Annotated in this window: 19 protein-coding genes and 1 pseudogene; 2 read left to right on the plus strand and 18 right to left on the minus strand. The window is 53.5% G+C overall.

Features of this window, described 5'->3' with window-relative positions; genetic code table 11:
* Positions 1–14 precede the first annotated feature (14 nt).
* The 6 genes from H8S44_RS09875 to H8S44_RS09900 form a co-directional block, all read right to left on the minus strand.
* The gene (locus tag H8S44_RS09875) at positions 15–899 is read right to left on the minus strand and encodes a polyprenyl synthetase family protein (protein ID WP_186873527.1); all 885 of its coding nucleotides are present in this window, start codon (positions 897–899) and stop codon (positions 15–17) included.
* On the minus strand, positions 889–1101 hold the full coding sequence (gene xseB / locus H8S44_RS09880) for an exodeoxyribonuclease VII small subunit (RefSeq protein ID WP_186873528.1): 213 nt from the start codon (positions 1099–1101) through the stop codon (positions 889–891). Before xseB ends, H8S44_RS09875 begins: the two co-directional genes overlap by 11 nt.
* 5 nt (positions 1102–1106) lie before the next feature.
* Positions 1107–2315, minus strand: coding sequence for an exodeoxyribonuclease VII large subunit (xseA, locus tag H8S44_RS09885; RefSeq protein ID WP_186873529.1), 1209 nt, complete (start codon positions 2313–2315; stop codon positions 1107–1109).
* The gene (gene nusB, locus H8S44_RS09890) at positions 2312–2716 is read right to left on the minus strand and encodes a transcription antitermination factor NusB (protein WP_186873530.1); all 405 of its coding nucleotides are present in this window, start codon (positions 2714–2716) and stop codon (positions 2312–2314) included. Before nusB ends, xseA begins: the two co-directional genes overlap by 4 nt.
* A 103-nt stretch (positions 2717–2819) precedes the next feature.
* The gene (locus H8S44_RS09895; protein WP_186873531.1) at positions 2820–3209 is read right to left on the minus strand and encodes an Asp23/Gls24 family envelope stress response protein; all 390 of its coding nucleotides are present in this window, start codon (positions 3207–3209) and stop codon (positions 2820–2822) included.
* A 169-nt stretch (positions 3210–3378) separates the two neighbouring features.
* Positions 3379–4965, minus strand: coding sequence for a peptide chain release factor 3 (locus H8S44_RS09900; protein WP_186873532.1), 1587 nt, complete (start codon positions 4963–4965; stop codon positions 3379–3381).
* A gap of 205 nt (positions 4966–5170) precedes the next feature.
* Here H8S44_RS09900 and H8S44_RS09905 point away from each other — a divergent pair, with 205 nt between their 5' ends.
* Positions 5171–5920, plus strand: a complete 750-nt coding sequence (locus H8S44_RS09905; protein ID WP_243167549.1) for a GTP pyrophosphokinase — start codon at positions 5171–5173, stop codon at positions 5918–5920.
* 79 nt (positions 5921–5999) lie between these two features.
* Positions 6000–6236, plus strand: coding sequence for a hypothetical protein (locus tag H8S44_RS09910; protein ID WP_186873534.1), 237 nt, complete (start codon positions 6000–6002; stop codon positions 6234–6236).
* A gap of 129 nt (positions 6237–6365) precedes the next feature.
* Here H8S44_RS09910 and H8S44_RS09915 read toward each other — a convergent pair whose 3' ends face one another.
* The 12 genes and pseudogenes from H8S44_RS09915 to guaB form a co-directional block, all read right to left on the minus strand.
* Positions 6366–8021: a nucleoside kinase gene (locus H8S44_RS09915; RefSeq protein ID WP_186873535.1), complete on the minus strand. Its 1656-nt coding sequence runs from the start codon at positions 8019–8021 to the stop codon at positions 6366–6368.
* Between the two features lie 33 nt (positions 8022–8054).
* Complete coding sequence (locus tag H8S44_RS09920) at positions 8055–8825, minus strand: Nif3-like dinuclear metal center hexameric protein (protein ID WP_186873536.1); 771 nt, start codon at positions 8823–8825, stop codon at positions 8055–8057.
* Positions 8822–9541, minus strand: coding sequence for a tRNA (adenine(22)-N(1))-methyltransferase (locus H8S44_RS09925; protein WP_186873537.1), 720 nt, complete (start codon positions 9539–9541; stop codon positions 8822–8824). The genes H8S44_RS09920 and H8S44_RS09925 overlap by 4 nt, the downstream gene beginning before the upstream one ends.
* 37 nt (positions 9542–9578) lie before the next feature.
* The gene (gene rpoD / locus H8S44_RS09930; protein ID WP_186873538.1) at positions 9579–10691 is read right to left on the minus strand and encodes an RNA polymerase sigma factor RpoD; all 1113 of its coding nucleotides are present in this window, start codon (positions 10689–10691) and stop codon (positions 9579–9581) included.
* 38 nt (positions 10692–10729) lie between these two features.
* A complete protein-coding gene (gene dnaG / locus H8S44_RS09935) occupies positions 10730–12496 on the minus strand; it encodes a DNA primase (protein ID WP_186873539.1) in 1767 nt (588 codons plus the stop codon).
* A gap of 10 nt (positions 12497–12506) precedes the next feature.
* Positions 12507–13514 (minus strand): deoxyguanosinetriphosphate triphosphohydrolase, encoded by a 1008-nt coding sequence (locus H8S44_RS09940; protein WP_186873540.1) that lies wholly within the window; start codon positions 13512–13514, stop codon positions 12507–12509.
* Between the two features lie 246 nt (positions 13515–13760).
* A pseudogene (locus H8S44_RS09945) lies at positions 13761–14291 on the minus strand (DUF5662 family protein); the annotation flags it as partial.
* Between the two features lies 1 nt (position 14292).
* Positions 14293–16203, minus strand: a complete 1911-nt coding sequence (locus H8S44_RS09950; protein ID WP_186873541.1) for an alpha-amylase family glycosyl hydrolase — start codon at positions 16201–16203, stop codon at positions 14293–14295.
* 111 nt (positions 16204–16314) lie between these two features.
* On the minus strand, positions 16315–17283 hold the full coding sequence (locus H8S44_RS09955; RefSeq protein WP_186873542.1) for a DUF4349 domain-containing protein: 969 nt from the start codon (positions 17281–17283) through the stop codon (positions 16315–16317).
* A gap of 2 nt (positions 17284–17285) precedes the next feature.
* Positions 17286–18176: an immunoglobulin-like domain-containing protein gene (locus tag H8S44_RS09960; protein ID WP_186873543.1), complete on the minus strand. Its 891-nt coding sequence runs from the start codon at positions 18174–18176 to the stop codon at positions 17286–17288.
* Positions 18163–18717: an RNA polymerase sigma factor gene (locus H8S44_RS09965; RefSeq protein ID WP_186873544.1), complete on the minus strand. Its 555-nt coding sequence runs from the start codon at positions 18715–18717 to the stop codon at positions 18163–18165. Before H8S44_RS09965 ends, H8S44_RS09960 begins: the two co-directional genes overlap by 14 nt.
* Before the next feature lie 215 nt (positions 18718–18932).
* Positions 18933–20387 carry an IMP dehydrogenase gene (gene guaB / locus H8S44_RS09970; RefSeq protein WP_186873545.1) on the minus strand — a complete coding sequence of 485 codons (1455 nt, stop codon included), beginning with the start codon at positions 20385–20387 and terminating at the stop codon, positions 18933–18935.
* Positions 20388–20652: the final 265 nt, after the last annotated feature.

The following is a 20652-nucleotide window of genomic DNA, read 5'->3' on the forward strand; positions in this document are numbered from 1 at the left end:
TACTCACCTCTGTTTTATTTTTCTCTCGTAATCAGCATCCGGATGAGTTCCTCCAGGAACTCGTTCTTTTTCCTCAGGGAAGTCAGGGTGCGGATGGCCCTCTCGGAGATCTCCTTCACGTCTTCCCTCGCCTTATCCAGACCCTCTAGGGTCACATAGGTGGTTTTATGGTTCTTATCGTCACTGTGAACGGGCTTTCCCAGCACCTCCAGGGTACTGGTCACATCCAGAATATCGTCCTGGATCTGGAACGCCAATCCCACATCTCCGGCTACGCTCTCGATGGCCGAAGTCTCTTCCTCCGTGGCTCCCGCCAGCACTGCGCCCACAGTCATGGCCGCCTCGATGAGGGCGCTGGTCTTCAGTCGGTAGATAAAGTCCAGCTTCTCCCGGGACAGGGGCTGTCCCTCGGACTCCACATCCACCACCTGACCGCCGATCATACCGTAGATGCCCGCCTTCCGGGACAGGATCTGCAGGGCCTTTGCCGTGCGCCCGCTGGTCTCCAGGTCAAATGCTCCTGCCGCCGTCTCAAAGGCCAGATTCAGAAGAGCGTCTCCCGCCAGAATGCCCATAGCCTCTCCGTACACCGCATGAGTGGTCTTTTTGCCCCGGCGGTACTCATCATTGTCCATGGCTGGCAGGTCATCATGTACCAGCGAATAGGTATGTATCATTTCCATAGCCGCCATAAAGGGCTCCACGACCTTTCCCTCTCCGCCGAACATCCGGTAGGTCTCTTGCATCAGAAGGGGCCGCAGGCGCTTTCCTCCGGCTGTGATACTATAGTTCACCGCTTCCAGAACTGTCTTCTGAAAGCCGGTCTCTTCCGGCAGATAAGTCTGCAGAAGCGCTTCGATCTCTGCTGTCTTTTTCTGAAGTTCTTCTTTAAAATTCATCCAGCGTTCCCTCCTCATTCATGACCATCATCTTTTTCTCTACTCTGTCCAGCTTCTCGCTGCAATATTTCAAAAGCTTCACGCCCTCCGCATAGATAGCGAAAGACTCCTCCAGGGGCACATCCCGGTCCGCCAGCTTCTCCAGCATCCCGTCCAACTCCGCAAAGGCTTCCTCCAATGTCGTCTCTTTTTCCTCTGCCATACCGCTTATCCTCTCTCGACTTTCTCCCGCTTCTCCACCACCGCCGTGTAGATACCATCAGTCACATGGATCCGAAGCATTTCTCCTTCCGCCGCCTGGTCGATACCCGTCACGGCTTTTCCGTCCGGGCCCTCCGTGTAGGAATAGCCCTGCTGCAGCTTCAGAAGCGGCGACAAGCCGTGCATTCTCTCGATGTAGAGATTCAGGCTGTTTCTCCGGTCAGAGAACTTCTGCTCCATGGCCTGCTCCATCCGGTTCTGTAGCTCACTGTGACGCATCCGCTTCTCGTAGAGCTGCGTCCGGGGACTGATCTGCTGTACACGTCCCTTCAGCACTGCCAGCCGCCGATAGTACTCCTCCATCCGATGCCTGAATACTGCATCCATCTGCTTCCGGTACGTGGACATCCGCTCCAACAGTTCCCGGATGTCTGTCACCGCCAGCTCTGCCGCCGCAGAAGGAGTCGGCGCTCTTAAGTCTGCCACATAGTCTGCGATGGTAGTATCTGTCTCATGTCCCACTGCAGAGATCACGGGTGTCCTGCAGTCGAAGATGGCCCGGGCCACCTTTTCCTCGTTAAAGGCCCACAGATCCTCCATGGAACCTCCTCCACGGCCCACAATCAGTACGTCCAGGCCCATCTCATCCAGGGCCTGAATTCCCCTTACGATACTGTCCGCCGCGCCCTCTCCCTGTACCAGAGCCGGGTAGAGAATCAGCTGCACATAAGGGTTTCGCCTGAGGGCGATATTCCGGATATCCTGTACCGCCGCCCCGGTAGGCGCTGTGACGATCCCCAGTTTTCTCACATAAAAGGGAATGGGCTGCTTGTACTCCTGTGCAAACATTCCCATTTCTTCCAGTTCGTTCTTCAGTTTTTCAAAGGCCTCGTAAAGCTGGCCCACGCCATCCTGCAGAATCTCCCTGGCATAGAGCTGGTAGCTTCCGCTTCGCTCATAGACGCTGACGCTTCCCAGCACAATGACCCGCTGACCATCCCGCATTCGGAATCCCAGGCCCGCTCTCTGACCCGCGAACATGACGCAGGACAAGGCCCCGCTTTCGTCCTTCAGGGAAAAATACAGGTGTCCCGAGCTGTGATACTTACAGTTGGACACCTCGCCCTTCACATAGACCCGGTTCAGCAGGAAATCCTGGTTGAACATATTTTTGATGTACGTATTGACCTGTCCTACGGTGTAGACATGTTTCATTCTGCTTTTCCTATTTTACCCAGAATACCATTGATAAATACCGGAGACTCGTCTCCGCCAAACTTCTTGGACAGCTCCACAGCCTCGTTGACTGCCACGCCCACAGGCACATCCTCGTCGTACTTCATCTCGTAGACCGCCAGCCGCAGAATGGTCAGATCCGCCTTTCCCATCCGGGAGACCTTCCATCCCTCTGCCGCCTCGCCCAGAAGAGCGTCGATCTCCGGCAGTTTTTCTATAATATGCGCATACTTCTGCTTGATATAATCCCGATCCTTGTCTTCGATCTCTCCCAGATTCTCAAAAAACAGGCGTACCTGCTCCTGCATCTCCTCCGGGCTGTTGAATTCCACGCGGAACAGCAGTTCAAAAATATGCTCTCTCAACTCTCGTCTTTTCATCTTCTTCCGTCCTGACTTCTTTCCTTTTTCTTTTCAGACTTTCTGTGAAAAGGGAGCCGCTGCCTGCAGCCGCTCCCTTCCTAATCTGCACCACTTATCTGTACTACTTATCCTCTTTGCCCATGTTGACATTGACAATACGGATATTTACCATGGATACTTCCAGACCGGTCATATTCTCAATGGCGCTCTTTACGCGATCCTGTACTTTCTCGGATACCTTCATGATGCTGTATCCATAATCAATATTCAGGGCCAGATCCACGTCTACGTTCTCCTCGGTCACCAGTACCTTCACGCCCTTGGACAGGTTCTTCACACCCAGCTTTCCGATGAGCTCATTAGTGATATTTCCCGCCATGGAAGCAACGCCTTCCACCTCAGTGGCCGCAAGGCCTGCGATGGTAGCCACGACCTCGTCCGCGATCTGCACTTCTCCCAGCTGTCCGTCCGCATGAATCATGTGAACGCCTCTCTTCTCTTCCTTCGCCATATCTGAAACCTCCTGTTATTCTCTGGTTTTCCGCCGTTTCCGGCGGCTGACATTTCTATAAGATTTTCTTTAAAATACTGTATCTATTTTATCACACTTTCCCGCAGGTTGACAAGTATACAAGTCCATCTGTCATAGCTTTTTCCTGTTTCCTGCGGCCCTCTGCCTTTTAACGGCCGAACTCGGAGAGCTTCAGGCCCGGATTTCGCTCCAGGGTCATGCCCACGCTCCAGGCATTGGCCCAGATAAGCAGCGGTCTGCCTTTCAGATCCTTGATCTTCTTCATGTCGGAAGTACCCACCAGCTTGCTCATATCGATATCCTCGTTCTCAATCCAGCGGATATGTTCGTAGGGCAGCGGCTCCAGACGGATATCCACGTTATACTCGTTCTCCAGACGGTACTTCAGCACGTCGAACTGCAGGACGCCCACCACGCCCACGATGATCTCTTCCATACCGGTATTGAACTCCTGGAAGATCTGAATGGCGCCCTCCTGGGCAATCTGCTCGATACCCTTGACGAACTGCTTCCGCTTCATGGTATCCATCTGACGCACACGGGCGAAATGCTCCGGCGCGAAAGTGGGAATTCCTTCGTACTTAATCTGCTTGCCCGGCATACATAAGGTATCTCCGATGGAGAAGATGCCCGGGTCGAATACACCGATGATATCGCCTGCGTAGGCCTCGTCCACAATCTTCCGGTCCTGGGCCATGATCTGCTGGGGCTGGGACAGGCGCTGCTTTCTGCCGCCCTGTACATGAAAGACCTCCATACCGGCCGTGAACTTGCCGGAGCAGATACGGATAAAAGCGATACGGTCCCGATGGGCCTTATTCATATTCGCCTGAATCTTGAATACAAAGGCAGAAAATTCCTCTTCCATGGGATCGATGACACCTACGTCCGCTTTACGGGGCAGCGGGGATGTGGTCATCTGAAGGAAATGGCGCAGAAAAGTCTCCACACCAAAGTTCGTCAGAGCCGATCCGAAGAATACCGGAGAAAGCTTTCCCTGGCTGACCAGTTCCTGATCAAACTCCGCGCTGGCCCCGTCCAAAAGCTCGATATCGTCCATGAGCTTCTCCTTCTGACCCGGATCCAGGATACTGTCGATCTGGGGATCGTTGATGGACAGATCCAGCTCCTCACCTTCCTTGGTTCCTTTCTCCGTATCGGAGAACAAAAGCACCTTCTCCGTATTCCGGTCGTAGACACCCTTGAAGGCCTTGCCGGATCCGATGGGCCAGTTCACCGGACAGGTGGCGATACCCAACTCGTTCTCGATGTCGTCCAGAAGCTCGAAGATATCCATGGCATCCCGGTCCATCTTGTTAATGAAGGTAAAAATCGGGATATGGCGCATGGCGCAGACCTTGAAAAGCTTCCGGGTCTGGGCCTCCACACCCTTGCTTCCGTCGATGACCATAACCGCGGAATCCGCCGCCATCAGGGTACGGTAGGTATCCTCGGAGAAGTCCTGATGTCCCGGGGTATCCAGAATATTGATGCAGTAGCCGTCGTAATTAAACTGCAGAACAGAAGAAGTAACGGAAATACCTCGTTCTTTCTCGATCTCCATCCAGTCGGATACCGCGTGACGGGCCGTAGCCTTTCCCTTTACAGAACCGGCCAGATTGATCGCTCCGCCGTAGAGCAGGAACTTCTCGGTCAGAGTGGTTTTACCTGCGTCCGGATGGGAAATGATTGCGAAGGTTCTTCTTCTTTTGATTTCATCTACATAATTTGCCATAAATTCATTCTTCCTTATCTTGTACATGTATAAACTAACGATGGAAAAGCCCCTTCCGAAGTATTTCCGGAAATGGGCATAACTAATATCCAGTATACACATTTTCCGGACTTTTGCAAGCCTCTTCCATTTTTCTCCCATCTGTGTTATAATCTTAACAATAAAAGTTCTCAACAATACAAACTGACACAGGATGGTGGCTCCTATGGAAAACGAATTACAGAAAACATTTCTCGATACTACGGATATTCCCGATATACAGACCTATTTTGTCAACCAGGCCTTTGAATTCCAGGAACTGATGATGATGTACAGCTGTGCCATCCGCGAGATGCGGACCAAGCTGGAAGTGCTGAACGACGAACTGAGTATCCACCACAAGCGCAATCCCATCGAATTCATCACTTCCCGGGTGAAGAAGCCCTTAAGCATCGTGGAAAAGCTGCACCGCTACGGCGTGCCGGTCAGCGTGGAATCCGTGGAACAGAATCTGAACGACGTGGCAGGCGTCCGGGTCATCTGCTCGTTCATCGACGATATCTATACCGTAGCGGATATGTTGCTGCGCCAGGATGATATTACCCTGATCAAAAAGAAGGATTACATCGAGCATCCCAAGGACAACGGCTACCGCAGCCTGCACCTCATCGTGGAGATTCCCGTCTTTTTCTCCAATCAGAAGAAAAATATCCGGGTGGAGGTTCAGATTCGCACCATCGCCATGGACTTCTGGGCCAGTGTGGATCATCAGCTGAAATATAAGCAGGATATCGACGACCTGGAAAACGCGGACGAACTCTCTGAAGAGCTGCGGAACTGCGCCGATATCATCGCCCAGACCGACCGTCGGATGCAGGCCATCAAGGACAAGATCTATTCGGGTAATGTGATACCCCAGACCAACATGGAGAAACTGAAAAAGCTGACGATTCCCCTGAACACCCGGGAACTGTAGGATATGGAAAACACCCGAAACCTGTTATAATAACTGCTGTGCCACACACATTTGATATGAACCAAAAGGAGAATCATCTATGAATCCGATGCAGCTTTTAAAAATGAAATCCGCCTGGGACCGTTTCCGGGCCGCACACCCCAAGTTTCCCCTGTTTCTGAATTCTGTCATGCAGGACGGCATTCGGGAGGGAACCATTCTGGAGTTTACGGTCACCGAACCGGACGGCAGGCGCTATTGCTCCAATCTGAAAATCAGCCAGGAGGATCTGGCACTCTTTCAGGAACTGAAAGAACTGACCCAACAGTCCCGCTGAGATAATTGCATCTATTACGCGGAAAAACATAGCGAAACCGCCGCAGGCTTTCACCTTGCGGCGGTTTCTCATTTATCCCTATTTTCTTATTTCCAATTCCCGCCGGTCTCAAACAGCTTTCCCCCTGCTTTACAGCTGGAAGCAGCCACCTCCGATGAATTCCCGTACCAGGGAATTATCAGGGATGTTTGTGCTGTCTACGCCCAAGAAGTAGTCCAGAAATTTCAGGAGACGCTTGGCTTCCAGGTATTCGGGGGCTTCCCGGTCGATGCCGAATAGCAGGGGCTCGGCGTACTGTTTCAGGACGGAGAGCTCGTAGATCAGGGCAGAATTGAAGACCACGTCAGCTTCTTCCTGGTATGGGAAGATGTTCTCCTCTTCTCCTCTCCGGACGGAGGGCCACATGGAGATGGTGCGGGCAGCGCTGGCTCCACGGGTCCGGGCGTCACGAACCATCCGGCGGATCAGGCGGCCGTCGGTGGTAGGGATCCGGTTGTGCTCATCCACATTTAACTGGGTCAGGGCGCTGATATAGATCTTAAACTTACTCTCCCGGGGCAGACTATGGGACAGCTTATCATTCAGACAGTGGATGCCCTCGATAACCAGGATGTCCTCCTCGCCCATGGTGAGGTAATCGCCGTTGTACTCTTTTTTTCCGGTCTTGAAGTTAAAGTAGGGAAGCTCCACGGTCTTTCCCTCCAGGAGCTCGCGCATCTGCCGGTTAAAGAGTTCCACGTCCATGGCTTCCAGACACTCGAAGTTGTAATCGCCGTTCTCGTCCCGGGGCGTCATCTCCCTCTCCACGAAGTAATTATCCACGGAAATGGGATGGGGTCTTAAGCCCGCCGCCGACAGCTGAATGGACAGTCTCCGGGAAAATGTGGTCTTTCCCGAGGAGGAGGGGCCGGCGATCATAATGAACTTTTTGCTGTGGTCCGCCGCAATCCGGCTGGCCATCTCTGCCAGCTTCCGCTCCTGCAGAGCCTCCTGGGTCATGATCAGCTGCTGCAGTTTCCCCTGGGCGATGCAGTCATTCAGATCACCCACCGTGGAGATTCCAAGCAGATCGCCCCATTTGGCTGATTCCTTCATGACCTGGAATACCTTGTTCTGGGGCGCGAAGGGCGGAACCTTTTCCGGCTCTGCCGTGGTAGGAAACTGGAGCACAAAGCCCTCGTCATAGGGGTACAGCTCAAAATACTTCAGGTATCCCGTATCCGGCACCATATAGCCATAATAATAGTCCTCGAATTCTCCGATGCTGTAGATATTCACCCGGGAAGCCCGGCGATACCGGAACAGCTTCTCCTTGTCAAACATCTTATGGTTGTGGAAGATGCGAAGGGCCTTATCTGTGGCCACATTCTTTTTTTCTATCACAGTCTTTCGGGCCACATACTCTTCCATCTGCCTCTTCACCGCCCCAAGGAAGGCTTCGTCCACCGTTACATTTCCCTGTACTGTACAGTAATAACCGTTACTTAGGGAATAATTCACCTGGGCTCTAATGACATTCTCATGGCCTGCCACCCGGTACACCGCCTTCATCAGCAACATGGTCAGACTGCGCCGGTATGCCTGGGCTCCCACCATATCCGCCGTGGTATAGAACACCAGCTCCGCGTCCTCGTAAAGCTTTTTATTCAGCTCCCGCAGTCTTTTATTCACCGATACCAGTACAATATCATGGGCATAGTCCTTTTGCAGCTCTGCCGCTATCTCGCCGTACCGGATCCCTTCCGGATATTCATACACCTTTCCGTTGATCGTCGCTTTTACCATATACTCCGTTCCTCCTTCCCATTCCCTTTAGGCTTACAGCACTTCAAAGGGCTGCGCAATGGGTGCCGTATAAATCCGGAGCCCCGGAAAACGCTCCTTTAAAAAGCGCTCCATGTCTCCGATATAAATATGTTCGATGCCATAGTGGCCTGCGTCAATAATGGAAAGTCCGCAGTCGGCCATATCGATCCCCGTATGATGATCGATATCTCCGGTAATCAGCACCTCCGCGCCCTTACTTCTGGCAGGCTCCGCCATGCTCTTTCCGGATCCGGGGGAAATAGCAGCACGCTCCACCTGCCGATTCAGATCGCCGAAGACCTTTACATTAGGCAGGCCAAACCGTTCCTTCACAAACTCCGCGCACTCCCGCAGGGTCATGGGACAGGACAGACGTCCTACCCGGCCGATGCCTTCTCCCTCCAGCACCTCTTCCAGTACTTCTCTCTCCCGCAGCTCGATCCGATCCGCTGCCAACTCTGCCATGCCCATCACATCGTAATTGGTGTGCATGGCATAGTAGGAAATGTCGTCCCGAATCAGACGGATCAGCCGTTCTCCCACATAATCATCGGTGGTCACAGAACAGATCCTTCCGAAAATCATGGGGTGATGGGTCAGAAGCAGCTGCGCGCCGCACTCGGCCGCCGCGTCCACCACCTGATCCGTGGCGTCCAGAGCGATGTAGACCGTATCCACCTCCCTTTCCCGGCTGCCGGCCAGCAGTCCCGGATTGTCCCAGTCGCAGGCATATTTCAGCGGATACCGCTGCTCGATGGCCTCGATAATCTCCTGACAGTTCATAGGCTTCCTCCATTCTGTCTCTTTTCCAGGCAGGTCCGCACCTTCTGTAAAAGCGCCAGTTCCTGCTCTACTTCTCTTTTCCGTTCCCGGATCCGCTCCTCGTCCCCTTCCGGAAGACCGGCGCAGATACTTTCATTGACCCGGATCCGCTTTTCCAGAAACTCCAGAAGTACCTGTGGGGACTCCTGAAGCTCCGTTTTTCCGAACCGGTATTCCTCTTCGCTGCAGGACTCCGGTGCTTCCGCAGGAACTGCCCGGAACATGGGATAATACTTTCCGTCCTCCTGAAGGATGTCCTCCCGGACTATCTGCCAGCCGTTTTCCCGAAGGAACCGGCGCACCTCTCCGATCTCCGACTGGGGCTGCAGAATCAGTTCCTTTACCCCCGGCAAAGCATGGGCGCCTTCCCGCAGAATCCGGATGGTCAGCGGACCGCCCATCCCTGCGATGAGGATGGTATCGGCTTCTCCGGCCCGCAGGGCTGTCAGGCCGTCAGACAGTCTCGTCTCGATCTGTCCTTCCATACCGGCTTCCCGGATGTGGGCCTTCGCCCGCTCCAGGGGGCCCTGGTTCACATCCATGGCAATGGCCCTTTGGATCCGCTTCTGCCCGCAAAGACAAAGGGGAACATATCCATGATCTGTTCCCACATCTGCCAGCCGGCTGCCCTCTGTGACCATATCTGCCAGTCGGTTCAGTCGTCTTGATATATTCATTCTTTTCTCCGTATCTTCTTCCGTTCCTGTATCCGGCTTAGTCCAGATAATCCTTCAGCTTCCGGCTGCGGCTGGGGTGACGCAGCTTTCTGAGGGCCTTGGCCTCGATCTGACGGATACGCTCACGGGTGACATTAAACTCTTTTCCCACTTCCTCCAGGGTACGGGCCCGTCCGTCATCCAGGCCGAAGCGCAGGCGCAGTACCTTCTGCTCCCGATCGGTCAGGGTGCTTAAAACCTCTACCAGCTGTTCCTTTAACAGGGTAAAGGCAGCGGCGTCCGCCGGCACGGGGACATTGTCATCCTGAATGAAGTCGCCCAGGTGGCTGTCCTCTTCCTCACCGATGGGTGTCTCCAGGGATACGGGCTCCTGGGAGATCTTCAGGATCTCACGGACACGCTCCACCGGAAGCTTCATCTCCTCGGCGATCTCCTCCGGAGTAGGTTCGCGGCCCAGCTCCTGGAGCAGCTGACGTGATACCCGGATTAGCTTGTTGATGGTCTCCACCATGTGTACCGGGATACGGATGGTTCTGGCCTGGTCGGCGATGGCTCTGGTGATGGCCTGACGGATCCACCAGGTAGCGTAAGTACTGAACTTATAGCCCTTCCGGTAATCAAACTTCTCCACGGCCTTGATAAGACCCAGATTTCCCTCCTGAATCAGATCCAGGAACAGCATACCGCGGCCCACATAGCGCTTTGCGATGCTGACCACCAGACGGAGGTTCGCCTCTGCCAGACGCTTTTTGGCGTCCTCGTCGCCCTCTTCCATCCGCTTCGCCAGCTCGATCTCCTCGTCCGCGCTCAGAAGGGGAACCTTACCAATCTCCTTTAAGTACATCCGGACCGGATCCTCAATGCTTACACCGTCCGGCACGGACAGATCGATCTGTTCCACATCCACGTCGTCGTCATCCTCTGCCAGAAGCAGGGCGTCGTCGGGCTCGTCCCCGTCGCCTGTAATGCGGAGTACGTCGATATTATTTGCTTCCAGATAGTCCAGAACCTTCTCCATGTGTTCCGGATCCAGCTCAAATTCTGCGAAGAAATCGCTGATCTCCTGATACTCCAGAATATTCTTTTTCTTCTTGGCCATTACCAGAATCTCTTTTAACTTCTCCTCAAACTTTGCTGCGTTTTCGTCCATCTTCTTCCATCCTTCCATAACTTGTTAGTATTTTATCCTTAATCCAGTGAAATATGCAGTTTCTCCAGTTCCCGCCGACTCTGTATCAGCTTCTGCAGCCCCTCCATATCTGTGGGAGCAAGCTCTTTTCCTTTCCGGTTCAGGGATTCCTGCCGGATCTTGTATATGGTTTCCTGCAGTGCTTTTTCTGTTTCCTCTTTGGTCTCTATCTGCTTTAAAGTAGCGTTGAATACGGCCGCCGCCTCCCGTTGCTCCTCCGTGTTCTCAAAGCGGCTTAAGATCCCGGCCGGATTCAGCTTTCCCTGCTCCTGCTGCTCATACAGTATCCCGGCAATCTGTCGGTACAGAGGCACCGTAAAGTCCTCCGGCTCAATATATCTTCGGATCACCCGGAAATAATTCTCCCCGGCGATCATCCAAGTGAGCAGAAGCTTCTGGGAAGCCGCCGTTCCCTCGTCCTTTTCCTTCCGGTTCGAGGACACGTCCCGGGGTCTGGGCGCAGGAGCCTGTCCGCCCAGGACCAGTCCCAGCTGGTTCACCTTTCTTCTCAGGGCCTCATACCCGGTTCCGTACCGTGCCGCCACGGCCTCGATGTAATTATTCCGTTCGATTTCATCGGAAAATCCCAAAAGCTTTTTGGCTGTCTCATCAAAAAAGGCAGTCTTCTGGGCCGGATCCTTCAGATTATACTTCCGCTCCAGAACCTCCACTTCAAATAAAAAGCTGCTCTGGGCTTCGTCCATCCGCTGCTGAAAGGCTTCCCTTCCCATATTTTTGATAAATTCATCGGGATCCTTGTAAGGCTTCATATTGATGACCCGCATGGTCAACCCCGCTTCCTTCAGAATGGGAATGGCCCGTAGGGCCGCCTTGGTTCCGGCCTCGTCGCTGTCGTAGGTGACCAGCACCTCGTCCGCGTAGCGCTTCATCAGAATGGCCTGCTGGGTGGTCAGTGCCGTTCCCAGAGAAGCCACCGCCTGGCTGAAGCCTGCCTGATGGAGGGCAATCACATCCATATAACCCTCGCAGATGATCAGATTCCCCTTCCGGGAGCTTCTGGCGAAATTCAGGCCGTACAGGTTCCGGCTCTTGTCGAAGATCTTCGTCTCCGGCGAGTTCAGGTACTTGGGTTTGGCGTCTCCCATAACCCGGCCGCCGAAGCCAATGACCCGATGATTGGCATCCATGATCGGAAACATGACCCGGTTCCAGAACTTATCGTAGACGCCGCTCCGCTCGTCCATGCTGAACAGGCCCGACTCCTTTAAAAGGGCGTCCGAATACCCCTCATGCTTCAAATACTGGTACAGCTCCCGGCTCTGCTGTCCGGAATAGCCCAAACCGAACTTCTGGATGGTCTCGTCGCTGAGTTCCCGGCCCCGCAGGTACTCGTAGCCCACCCGGCCCTTGGGCTGACGCAGCTGATAGTAATAATACTTCGCCGCTTTTTTCTGAATCTCCAGCAGCCGGCTCTTCAGATCCGCCTGCTGCCTGGCCTCCTCGGAGTACTCCACCTCCGGCAGATCTACGCCGCAGCGATCCGCCAGGGTCTTCACCGCCTCCGGGAAGGTAAAATTCTCGTATTCCATTAAAAACGTAAACACATTTCCGCCGGCACCGCAGCCAAAGCAGTAATACATCTGCTTGCCCGGCGACACGGAAAAGGAGGGCGACTTCTCACTGTGGAAGGGGCAGAGCCCGAAATAGCTGGATCCCTTCCTCTGAAGCCGTACATACCCTGAAATCACATCTACGATGTCATTTCTGGAACGTACCTCCTCTATCAGATCTTCTGAATAATACATCTATTTTCACCTATGCGTTCCATGCTTTCGGAACAAAGTACTCTTCAAACTTGTAAATGGCATACTGGTCTGTCATGCCGGATATGTAATCGCACACCACAATTTCCAGGGGATCCCGGCCGCTGGCCAGCATGGCCTTGAATTCTTCAGACAGCTCCTCCGGATGGTCCATATAATAGGTAAACAGGCCTTCCAGCATATTTCGTGCCTTGACCTCCTCCCCTTTGGCAATGGGATTTGTGTATACATGATTGAACATGAAGTTTCTCAGGGCGTGCATACCCTCCTCCACCTCTTCGGACATACGGATATCCGGCTGCTCCATACTCTGGCCGATGATATCGTGTACCAGGGTATTCAGCCGCTCCCGGGTACTGCCGCCCAGCACCTGCCGGTAGGACAGGGGAATATCCTCCTCTTTCAGAATCCCGGCCCGGATGGCGTCGTCGATATCGTGGTTGATATAGGCGATCTTATCGGAAAAACGCACCAGCTTTCCCTCCAGGGTAGAGGGACTGCCGCTGGTCCGGTGGTTCAGGATGCCGTCCCGCACCTCCCAGGTGAGATTCAGGCCCTTTCCGCTCTTCTCCAGCTTCTCCACCACCCGGACGCTCTGCTTATAATGGGCAAAGCCGCTGCTGCAGAGATCATTTAGCACACGCTCTCCCGCATGTCCGAAGGGCGTGTGTCCCAGGTCGTGTCCCAGTGCAATGGCCTCCGTCAGATCCTCGTTCAGCCGCAGAGCCTTCGCCATGGTCCTCGCTATCTGGGAAACCTCCAGGGTATGGGTCAGCCTGGTCCGGTAATGATCGCCCCGGGGCGTCAGAAATACCTGGGTCTTGTGCTTCAGCCTCCGAAAGGACTTACAGTGAAGGATCCGATCCCGGTCTCTCTGGTATACCGGCCGGATATCACAGGGTGGCTCGTACCGGTCCCGTCCTCTGGAATCTCTGCTTAAGGATGCGTGAGGGCTTAAATATACGCTTTCCCACTGTTCCGTGCTTTCCCGAATCGTCATGCTTCCTCCTTCCGACGCGTCTGCGTCACTGCTATCGAAGCCTTCCGGTTTTCCTTTTCAGTTTCCTCTATAGTATATAATTCCGCGTATTTCTTGGATTTCCTCTTTTTTATGAAAATTTCTCTCCACAAAAGCTCTTTACGAAGGCTTCTGCGCTTCTTTCCGAATGACTTCCAGCTCCCGATCCGTCCGATAGGTTCCATCCCCCGTCAGCTGCCAGGGTCTGGGCGGAATCTTCGGATATTCCTTCTTTCCCACGATCTCCTTTCGGATATAGGCGAATACCGCTTCCTCTCCCTGCTGGTCCAACAGGTGCAGAAGATGCTCAAGCAAAGCCCGGGTCTCATCATGAATCATATAGGAATCCTTTCCCTTTTCATAATATGACAGGGGCTCATGCTGGGTATAGTTTTTTCCGTTATAAATCTTCGATGCCGCCATCCGATCCATCATCATCTCCGCCACGTACCGGTTGGGCATCTTCATACCGGTCATTCCCTTGACCGGCCCCAGGCTGTAATCAATCCAGTATTCATAGTGATGCTTGTTCCTGCCCTTATGGTGGAGCCAGGCCGCCGAATAACCCTTTTCCTCCCGTTCTGCGTTGTTGGGACTGCGGTAGCCCTGATAGTACTTACACCCAGGCAGAAACTCCGTGGGCGTATATTTTGACATATCATGCAGCAATCCCTGCCGGTAGAGCCCTATCTTAAAGCAGTGACGCATCACCATGATTTTATGTTCTGTAATCGTACAAAAATGCTTCCAAGCCTTCATGTCACTTCTCAACCTGCCTGTTTTTCATTTCCTTTTTGCCCCGCAGTACCAGAATGGTCCTACCCGGGACCGTCACGGTCCGCTGATCCTCCAGAGAACGCTCCTCTCCGTCGCTGCAGATACCGGCTGCTCCCTCTACGCCACTGTCGATGGCTACACTCCAGACCCGTCTGTCCGGAAGGCCCGGCAGTGCGAACTCATGGGGAATCCAGTGCATATTGCAGGCCACATAGAAGGAATCATCCTGCTGCAGTCCTTCGGAATTCGCCGCCACATATTCCCCTGCGTAAAGGATGCCCACACTCCGGCTGTAGTTCTCAAAATCGCCGAACCAGGCCCGCTTCCCATGATAAGACACATCCGGATATCCGCAGGACAGGTAATCGGTCTGGCACAGCTCCTTTTTCTGCCGGAAGACCGGATGGGCCGCCCGGAAGGCGATGAGCTTCTCCACGTATTCCGGCAGAAACTCCCAGGCCTTTCCCGGCTTCCAGTTGATCCAGGACAGCTCATTGTCCTGACAGTATACGTTATTATTGCCTGACTGGGAATTCCCCCGCTCGTCGCCGCCGTAGATCAGGGGCGTGCCCTGACTTAAGAGCAGCAAAAGGAAAGCGTTCCGCAGCTGTCTGGCCCGCAGGGCCACTGTCTTTTTCTTCCGGCTGGGGCCTTCCTCACCGCAGTTCCAGCTGTAATTATAATCCGTACCGTCCCGGTTCTTTTCTCCATTGGCCTCATTATGTTTCTCGTCATAGGAGACCGTGTCCATCAGGGTAAAGCCATTGTGTCCCGCCAGATAGTTCATCACCGCGCAGCGATCCGGATTTCTTCTGGCCCGCCAGATAAAGGAAGCCAGTTCTCCCTCGTCGCCCTTCAGGAACCTTCTGGCGCCCTGCAAAAAGGCGTCGTGATACTCCGCCAGATTCCGGAAAGCCGGCGTATATCGTTCCTCGTAGATCTCATCCAGGCCGAAGCTCTCGGTCATTATCTTCGTATGGCTCAGAAGGGGTTCCTGGGCCAGGGCCTCCACCGGCGTCCCATCCCGGTTCACATGGATGCCGTCGATGTGGTACTCCAGCACCCAGTAACGGATACAGTCCAACACCAGAGCTGTCCGGATTCCTTTGGGAAAATAGAATTCCAGAATCAGTTCGATTTCATTTTTATGGAGCTGCTTCACCAGATCCTTCAGCTCCCGCACCGGGTCGCCGGAGGCCGCATAGGAGGCCTTGGGCGCAAAGTAGTACCCGGTCCCGTAGCCCCAGTAGTTCATCCGTTCTTTCTCGTTTCCGAACAGGACCCGTAAAGGAGGCCGCTTTTCATCCCAGTCCTCCACTTCGGCAAACTCATAGACCGGCATCAGCTCCAACTGATTGATTCCCAGCTTTTTCAGATAAGGAATTTTCTCCGCTACTCCCCGAAAGGTTCCCTTGGCCCGCACACCTGAAGAGCCATGGCGGGTGAATCCCCGTACATGGGTGCTGTAGGCCACAATCTCCTCATAGGGAAGCTGCAGCTGTCGGTCTCCCTCCCAGTCGTAGGAGCCGTTCACGATACAGCCGCGGATACTGCCCTCTCCGCTCACGGGCACGCCCCACTGCTCCCGGCCTGCGATCCGATGGGCATAAGGGTCGGTCACCACCTGTCCGTCCACCAGATAATTGTATTCATACGCTTCCATAGGAAGCTTCCCGATCTCCACGGAACGCAGATCTCCATATTGCGACGAGCTTCCCATGGGGATGGACGCTGCCACCTCCCGGCTTCCCTTTTCATACAGCAAAAGACTGCAGCGCTTTCCGTCCGGCACTGCCACCGTAAAACAGATATCCTCCCCCTGCCTTGTGATGCCGGGCCGGTGATACTCTCCTATCTTAACCTGATACTGAAACCCTTCGTTATATTCTTTCATCGCTGTCCTTTCTGTCCGTAAAAAGCCGATATTAATTTTATTATAACAGATTTTTTCAGAATAGGAAAGTATGAAAACGGGGAAGCTGCCTCGCTTCCCCGCTCTTATCTTTTACTGTTTCCCCGGTTCTTCCCCGTCTTTTCCGGACTTTTTACGAAACAGGGGCTGATGCTTCAGGATTTTTCCCGCCAGCTTTATTACAAGGAAGGCTGCCGCCGCCAGAAGTACCAGATAGGGCAGGGATGCAATCAGCCAGATGGAAAAGTTTCGGAGGCCCTGTCCGATATCATAGAAATTATCGGAAAGACGGCTTTTCACCTCTTCCAGATAGCTCTGCTTTACAGCGCCCGAAGACTCCCGTTCCACCTCCCGGATATCCACGTTCACGGTACTGTAGTCCACCTGATTGTCGTAGGTACGCAGGGTGGATTCGTAACTTTGCAGCTCGTAGCGGATTTCGGACAGGCGGGTTTCGATTTTGATGATATCTTCCATGTTCCCGGCCTGCTCCATGAGAATAAGCAGACGCTCCTGTTCGGTCTCCAGAGCCTTTTTGTGGCTTTCCGTGTCTACATACTGCAGTGTAATATCATCGACGCTCTCGCTTTTGCTGGTCACATTACCCAGACCGCTGACCGTGGTGACAAAGGTGTCCAGCTTATCGACAGGGATCCGAAGGCACAGCCAGGCGGAACGGTTACCGCTTCCGTAGTAGCTGTTACCGTCCACCTCAGATCTCTCCGTGTAACCTCCACTCTCGGTGACTTTGTCCTGGATACCGGAAAGCAATGCGTCAAACTCTTTTGTCTCCATGCTCAGGGTAACGGTTTTGATCAGCTTCTGACTGGTGCTCGTGGGTGTCTCGATGCCGGAAGTGTCTGTGGCTTCCTCCGCATAGCTGTCCTCCGTCTCATACTCTCCATAGCCGCCGTAGTCCGCCGCTGCCGCATTGGAAGCCGTATCCATCACAGACGCTTCCGTTGCCATATTCTTACTGCTTCCGCCGCAGCCCGCCGCCAGGGACATGGCTGCCAGCAGTACCGCAGCCAGAATCTTTGTCATTTCCGCTTTCTTTTTCATACTCATTCCTCCAGGGCTTCTTCCAGTCCCTGTTCCACGCTCTCAAACCGGAACTGCGCGCTGTAGGGGACACCGTCCACATAGGTCAGTACACGGTACTGCTCTGCGTCATAATCCAGAGCATAATCCGCGAAAGACAGCTCCTCGTCCTGGGCCATTCCCGGCTCCAGCACCACCGTCGTATCCTGCTGTCCCACCGGCTCCTGCCGTCTGGGTACCACATACCAGGCTCCGTCCACCTGCACCTGCAGCTCCATATTCGCGTTATAGGAAATGGCTGCTTCGCCCATATTGCCGATTGTGACCTTGACCTCTTCCGCGTCCCGGGTCAGCACCGGGCAGGATACCAGGGTCTTCACCGTGTCGGTCTCTCCCGATACCTCCTGCTCTGAAGCCAGATCGATGGATTGCCCTGCAAAGGAAACCTGTTCCGGAACTTTCGCCGTCTCCCGTTCTCCGGTCCCTCCGTCAGCGGCACTGTCCTCTGCGCTCTCTTCAGCCATGACCGCCGTATCCTCGGCCATATCTGCCGCCGCAGTCTCCACCTGCGCCGTGCTGTCCACGCCTGAGGCTCTATGCAGAGCCAGATATCCGCCCGTCAGGATGCCTCCGGCCATCAGAATCACCAGGATACAGGCTGCGATCTTATTGAAACCGTATGTAAACTCTCTGCTGGAAATCCGGCGGTGCTGCCGCCGTCCCCTGGTAGCGCACATCTCCTGCATGGACTGCTCGAACTCCCCGGAAAACCGATGCTTCCGGGCAATCTCGCCCTCCGGAGGAATGAAGCTCAGCTGCTCTTCCATACAGGCCTGCAATACCTCTGTCAGCAGCTCCTCCTGCCGTGCCTTCTCCTCTTCGGTCTCCCGAAACGTGTACTTATCGTCCGCCACGGCCTGCCACCTCCTTTTTCAGCATTTCCTGCAGCTTCTTTCGGGCCCGGTAGTACCGGACGTTCACCAGCTTCGGAGAAATATCAAGCAGTTCGCCGATCTCCCTGTCCGAAAGCTGATGGACATACTTGTACTCAAAAATCACCCGATAGCTCTCGTCCAGCTCCAGCACGCAGGAAATCAAGGCATTGTAGTTCTCCCGGCTGATATAATCTCCCAGCACGTCCTGCTTCGGATCCGGCAGTTCGTATTCCGACTCCTCCATGGACTGCTCCGGCTTTCGTTTCCGGAGGATATCGATGGCCTTGCTCTTCACAATCGTCATCAGAAACTTACGGGTCGCCGGACTCTCCACATCCCCTACCTTATCCAGATGCCGGGTCAGCGCCAGAAAAGTCTCCTGCACTGCGTCCTCCGCCATCTGCGCGTCCTCCAGAAGCTGGTTGGCCACATACCAGCAAAAATGCCGGTACTGCTCGTACACTTCCGTAAATTTATCCTTTTCCTCTTCTGTATCCAGCACTGATAAGTATAAAAGCATGCGTAGGGTCTCCCTCCCCGTCATTTTATCGTTACATATATCATAACGCATTCCGGTTACATTTTACTACATAAAAAACTTAATATTTTATGAATCTATTCCGAAATTTTTGAAAACATATTTTTGAAAACACCTATTCAGGAACCAAAAGAAGCCGACATTCTGCATGCCGGCTTCTTTCTATAAGCATTTTATCTATAAGAATCCTTTTGTCTTTACTCTTCTACGCTGTAGTTGGGAGCCTCTTTTGTGATGTGGATATCGTGGGGATGGCTCTCCTTCAGGGATGCGGCGGAAATCTTGATGAAGCGTCCCTTCTCCTTCAGATCCTCGATGGTCGGTGTGCCGCACAGACCCATACCGGAACGGAGACCGCCCAGCAGCTGGAAGATGGTATCCTCTACGGTTCCCTTGTAAGCCACACGGCCCTCTACGCCCTCGGGAACCAGCTTCTTTGCTCCCTCCTGGAAATAGCGATCCTTGCTGCCGTTCTCCATGGCAGAGATGGAACCCATACCACGGTATACCTTATACTTTCTGCCCTGGAACAGCTCGAAATCGCCGGGAGCCTCATCGCAGCCTGCGAAGATGCTTCCCATCATGCAGACGTTCGCGCCTGCGGCGATGGACTTGGTCACGTCTCCGGAGTACTTGATACCGCCGTCAGCGATAACCGGAATGCCGTACTCCTTTGCCACCTCATAGCAGTCCATGATAGCGGAAATCTGCGGTACGCCGATACCGGATACCACACGGGTGGTACAAATGGAGCCCGGTCCGATACCGACCTTCACTGCGTCCGCGCCTGCCTCGATCAGGTCTCTGGCTGCTTCGCCGGTGGCGATATTGCCTGCGATCAGCGGCAGATCCGGATATGCTTCCTTGATCATTTTCAGGCAGCGGATGACATTTGCGGAATGTCCGTGGGAGGAATCCAGCACAATCACGTCTACCTGAGCCTTTACCAGAGCCTCTACACGCTCCAGTACATTGCTTGTAATGCCCACACCTGCACCGCAGAGCAGACGGCCCTTGGCATCCTTTGCGGAATTCGGGTACTTAATCTGCTTCTCGATATCCTTAATGGTGATTAAGCCCTTCAGGTTAAAGTCGTCGTCCACGATGGGCAGCTTCTCTTTTCTTGCCTTGGCCAGGATAGCCTTGGCCTCGTCCAGAGTGATGCCCTCCTTCGCGGTAACCAGTCCCTCGGAGGTCATGGACTCTTTGATTTTCTTGGAAAAATCTGTCTCGAACTTCAGGTCACGATTGGTAATGATACCTACCAGCTTTCTGCCCTCGGTAATCGGAACGCCGGAAATGCGGAACTTGGCCATCAGCTCATTGGCGTCTGCCAGCGTATGCTCCGGAGACAAATAAAAGGGATCGGTGATAACGCCATTCTCGGAACGCTTTACCTTGTCAACTTCCTCCGCCTGATGCTCAATAGACATATTCTTATGGATAATTCCGATACCACCCTGTCTTGCCATAGCGATAGCCATGCGATGCTCCGTAACGGTATCCATGCTGGCGCTCATCATCGGAATGTTCAGCTTGATGGTCTTTGTCAGATGTGTGCTCAGATCCACCTGATTCGGAATCACCTCGGAATAGGACGGTACCAGAAGTACGTCGTCAAAGGTAATGCTTTCTCCAATAATCTTACCCATTTTATTCTCTCCTCTCAAGTCTTTGTAGTCAATTCTTTTGTCACCGCAAAAAGCGGTTATTAATATCCTATCTTAACGAAAAGATTCTGAATTGTCAATACATTACAATCGAAAAGGAGCCGAAAAAAGGGTACAAAAAAAGCTGTCGAAAAACAGCTTTTTTTGACTCATAACTTTTTTTAATCAGTGAACAGAACTTCTTCCGATAAATGCCCTGTTTTCTATACATTCGTCTTCCAGAGACGCACAGGCCATGGTTTCACTG

This window comes from Anaerosacchariphilus hominis (assembly GCF_014290175.1).
Taxonomy (GTDB): Bacteria; Bacillota; Clostridia; order Lachnospirales; family Lachnospiraceae; genus Laedolimicola; species Laedolimicola hominis.

Excerpts from the sequence above, each read along its gene's own strand:
- H8S44_RS09920 (WP_186873536.1), bottom strand. The coding sequence starts at position 8,825 with ATGAACTGTCAGGAGATTATCGAGGCCATCGAGCAGCGGTATCCGCTG.
- H8S44_RS09940 (WP_186873540.1), bottom strand. The coding sequence starts at position 13,514 with ATGACGATTCGGGAAAGCACGGAACAGTGGGAAAGCGTATATTTAAGC.
- H8S44_RS09955 (WP_186873542.1), bottom strand. The coding sequence starts at position 17,283 with ATGAAAAAGAAAGCGGAAATGACAAAGATTCTGGCTGCGGTACTGCTG.
- nusB (WP_186873530.1), bottom strand. The coding sequence starts at position 2,716 with ATGAAAAGACGAGAGTTGAGAGAGCATATTTTTGAACTGCTGTTCCGC.
- H8S44_RS09950 (WP_186873541.1), bottom strand. The coding sequence starts at position 16,203 with ATGAAAGAATATAACGAAGGGTTTCAGTATCAGGTTAAGATAGGAGAG.
- H8S44_RS09925 (WP_186873537.1), bottom strand. The coding sequence starts at position 9,541 with ATGAATATATCAAGACGACTGAACCGACTGGCAGATATGGTCACAGAG.
- H8S44_RS09895 (WP_186873531.1), bottom strand. The coding sequence starts at position 3,209 with ATGGCGAAGGAAGAGAAGAGAGGCGTTCACATGATTCATGCGGACGGA.
- xseB (WP_186873528.1), bottom strand. The coding sequence starts at position 1,101 with ATGGCAGAGGAAAAAGAGACGACATTGGAGGAAGCCTTTGCGGAGTTG.
- H8S44_RS09900 (WP_186873532.1), bottom strand. The coding sequence starts at position 4,965 with ATGGCAAATTATGTAGATGAAATCAAAAGAAGAAGAACCTTCGCAATC.
- dnaG (WP_186873539.1), bottom strand. The coding sequence starts at position 12,496 with ATGTATTATTCAGAAGATCTGATAGAGGAGGTACGTTCCAGAAATGAC.
- H8S44_RS09915 (WP_186873535.1), bottom strand. The coding sequence starts at position 8,021 with ATGGTAAAAGCGACGATCAACGGAAAGGTGTATGAATATCCGGAAGGG.
- guaB (WP_186873545.1), bottom strand. The coding sequence starts at position 20,387 with ATGGGTAAGATTATTGGAGAAAGCATTACCTTTGACGACGTACTTCTG.
- H8S44_RS09910 (WP_186873534.1), top strand. The coding sequence starts at position 6,000 with ATGAATCCGATGCAGCTTTTAAAAATGAAATCCGCCTGGGACCGTTTC.
- rpoD (WP_186873538.1), bottom strand. The coding sequence starts at position 10,691 with ATGGACGAAAACGCAGCAAAGTTTGAGGAGAAGTTAAAAGAGATTCTG.
- H8S44_RS09965 (WP_186873544.1), bottom strand. The coding sequence starts at position 18,717 with ATGCTTTTATACTTATCAGTGCTGGATACAGAAGAGGAAAAGGATAAA.
- xseA (WP_186873529.1), bottom strand. The coding sequence starts at position 2,315 with ATGAAACATGTCTACACCGTAGGACAGGTCAATACGTACATCAAAAAT.
- H8S44_RS09875 (WP_186873527.1), bottom strand. The coding sequence starts at position 899 with ATGAATTTTAAAGAAGAACTTCAGAAAAAGACAGCAGAGATCGAAGCG.
- H8S44_RS09905 (WP_243167549.1), top strand. The coding sequence starts at position 5,171 with ATGGAAAACGAATTACAGAAAACATTTCTCGATACTACGGATATTCCC.